This window comes from Halolamina salina, assembly GCF_042678005.1.
Classification (GTDB): domain Archaea; phylum Halobacteriota; class Halobacteria; order Halobacteriales; family Haloferacaceae; genus Halolamina; species Halolamina salina.
On the sequence record NZ_JBHUDH010000050.1, the window covers coordinates 11824 to 14314 of the forward strand.

A 2491-nucleotide genomic window follows, 5' to 3' on the forward strand; every position below is an offset into this window, starting at 1 on the left:
TCGATCTGCTTGTCGAGTACGGGCGCGAAGTTCACCCGCGGGTCGCCGCCGGGCGGGTGGTGCCCGAGTCCACGACCGCGCTGATCGAGGAGTACGGGCTGGTCGTCGACGAAGACGGCCTCGTTCGGCAGTAACGGCCGCCCAAGACTTTTACCGGCTCGTGGAGAACCGGCAAATATGTCGGTCCGTGACTCCCGACGGCTCCGCTACCCCCTCGCCCTCGTCGTGCTGGTCGTGGGGATCTTCGCCCTCCAAGGCGCGCTCGATATCGTTGTCCAGCGCACGGTCGAGTCCGGCCTCCCGGCGTGGCTGCCGACGTTCGGCAGCGTCGGGCAGACAGTGCTGACGTACACGATGCTCGGCAGCGCCTACACGTACCTGCTCGTCCCCGCGGCCGCGTTCTGGCTGGGAGTTCGGTACGCCGGCGGGGAGTGATTCCGGAACGGTAGCTTCAACCCACCCGAGCGAGTACGGCCGGACGCGCGGTGGGATGGCAGAGTGGCCTATTGCGCCGGTCTTGAAAACCGGTGGCGTCAGCCTCCTGGGTTCAAATCCCAGTCCCACCGTCGTCTCTGAACGACAGTGAGAAGCGACGCGTGTCGGATTTGAACCCTGCCAGTCGCGCGCAACGAACGCAGTGAGTGAGCACGTCTGGCTCCGGTTCAAATCCCAGTCCCACCGTCTGCTGTGAACGATAGTGAGCAGCGACGCGTATCGAGTTCGACCACCGACTCCGACCGCGTCGAACGTAAAGGCTTTGGGCCGGTCGGGCGAACGACCGAGCAATGAGCGACGACTGGCCCCACGACCCGGACGGCGAGGAGGGGAGCGAAGGCCGCCGCAAGTACGGCCACGCGGTGCTGGCCAAGAAGATCGACGAGGAGGAGGACTTCCCGCTCTCCGCCGAGGAGTACGTCGCCGACTACGGCGACCACCCCGTCCGAATCAGCCACGAGCAGGTGGTCTCCGTCGAAGAGATCTTCGAGCACGTCGACGCCGAGGAGTTCGAGGACTTCGTCGAGTTCCACCGCACCCTCGGCGAGGCGATGCGCGAGAACGGCTACTGGTTCTACGAGGGCGCCGAGCAGTTCGTCGACGCCTGACCGACTGCCCGGCTTCTCCGCTATCTTCCCGACCCGAGGCGGGGCGTTCACGACCCGACTGTTTTCGGCTGGCCTAAAACCCGAAACGACTAAATGGGTTTAGGCAAGCCTAAAGAGTATGTGGCGCAGGGACACGCCCACCGAGCCGGGGACGACGGCCGCGAGGCACCGGAGCGACTCGACCACGACCGCGGGACTATCCCGGACGCGGCGGGGGGTGGAGCGATGACCGAGGGAGAACTCTGCCCGCTCCGACGGCGGATCGAGGCGCTGGCCAGCGAGCGCGGCGAGTTCTACCTCGTCTGCAGTCGCTACGGCGACCGGCCGGTGCCGGCCGACGGCTGTCGCTTCGAGAGCCGCGCCGTCGCTCGGCGGGCCGCACGGCTGACGGAGGAGTACCGCTCGGCGCTCCGGCGGTACGACCCGAAGCTTCCGCAGTACGACATCGTCGTCAGACAGACCCCCGAGATCCGGGCGGAGGCTGACCCCGACGGCGCGGGGGCCCGCCAGTGATCGAGACGCACGTCGACCGCGCGCGGACCGCGGTCGAGCGCGAGCGGGAGGTGCTCTCCGAGGAGGGGTCGGCGTACGATGCGTTCCGGCGCCGCGTCGAGTCGCTGTCTGCGGCGGAGATGGGCCGCGGCGCGAGCGTCGGGGCGAACCACGGCGGCGTCGCGACCCGAACCGCCCACGGGGACGCGAGCGGCGGCGCCTGCGAGCAGGTCCGGGAGGCGTTCGCGGAGACGGTCCGGCCGTACAGCGTCGACGACGTGGGCGACGAGCCGCTGCTCGAAACGATCCGCGAGGAGCTCGGCGACGGGATCGCGCTGGCGCTGGCGCCGACGACCGAGACGGCGTTCACCCCGGAGACGAAGGGGGCGATCCTCACCGCGACCCGCGAGCGCCGACGGGGGATCGACGCGACGCTCGACGCCCTCGAGAGCGAGGCCGAGTCGCTCCGCACGGTCGGCGAGGCCGTCGGAGAGATCACGGACTGGCTCGCGGCGGCGGACGAGACGCCGCTGTCGTCGCTTCGGTTCGACGAGCTTCGGGTGCGTCACGACCGCCTCGCCGAGTTCCGTGACCGGTGTGATCGACTGCTCGACGACCGACAGGAGCTACTGCTGACGACGACGGGCCGGAACCAGTCCGCCGACGTTGCCCACCGGACGCTGGTCCGGTACCTCTACAGTTCGCTGCCTGTCGTCTACCCGGTGCTGTCGACGCTGACGCGGCTGTACGACCTGCTGGCGGCGTGTCAGCGGATGGTTCGGGACCACCTGACCCGGCGGGCGTAAGCGATTTTGGGTAGTGGTTCGGTTCGTTGGTCTTCGGGAGCGTGACTGCGACAGCAACTGCATCTCGATGCTTGACTACTTGCGACCGCA

At 68.5% G+C, this 2491-nt stretch carries 4 protein-coding genes and 1 tRNA gene; all 5 read left to right on the plus strand.

What is annotated here, in order from left to right; all coding sequences use genetic code 11:
- Positions 1–177 precede the first annotated feature (177 nt).
- Positions 178–435, plus strand: coding sequence for a hypothetical protein (locus ACFR9S_RS06100; protein ID WP_379732512.1), 258 nt, complete (start codon positions 178–180; stop codon positions 433–435).
- Between the two features lie 49 nt (positions 436–484).
- A tRNA-Ser gene (locus ACFR9S_RS06105) sits at positions 485–566 on the plus strand.
- 219 nt (positions 567–785) lie between these two features.
- Complete coding sequence (locus tag ACFR9S_RS06110) at positions 786–1103, plus strand: DUF5785 family protein (protein WP_379732513.1); 318 nt, start codon at positions 786–788, stop codon at positions 1101–1103.
- A gap of 225 nt (positions 1104–1328) precedes the next feature.
- On the plus strand, positions 1329–1616 hold the full coding sequence (locus ACFR9S_RS06115; RefSeq protein WP_379818277.1) for a DUF7552 domain-containing protein: 288 nt from the start codon (positions 1329–1331) through the stop codon (positions 1614–1616).
- Positions 1613–2401 (plus strand): DUF7260 family protein, encoded by a 789-nt coding sequence (locus tag ACFR9S_RS06120; protein ID WP_379818278.1) that lies wholly within the window; start codon positions 1613–1615, stop codon positions 2399–2401. The genes ACFR9S_RS06115 and ACFR9S_RS06120 overlap by 4 nt, the downstream gene beginning before the upstream one ends.
- Positions 2402–2491 lie beyond the last annotated feature (90 nt).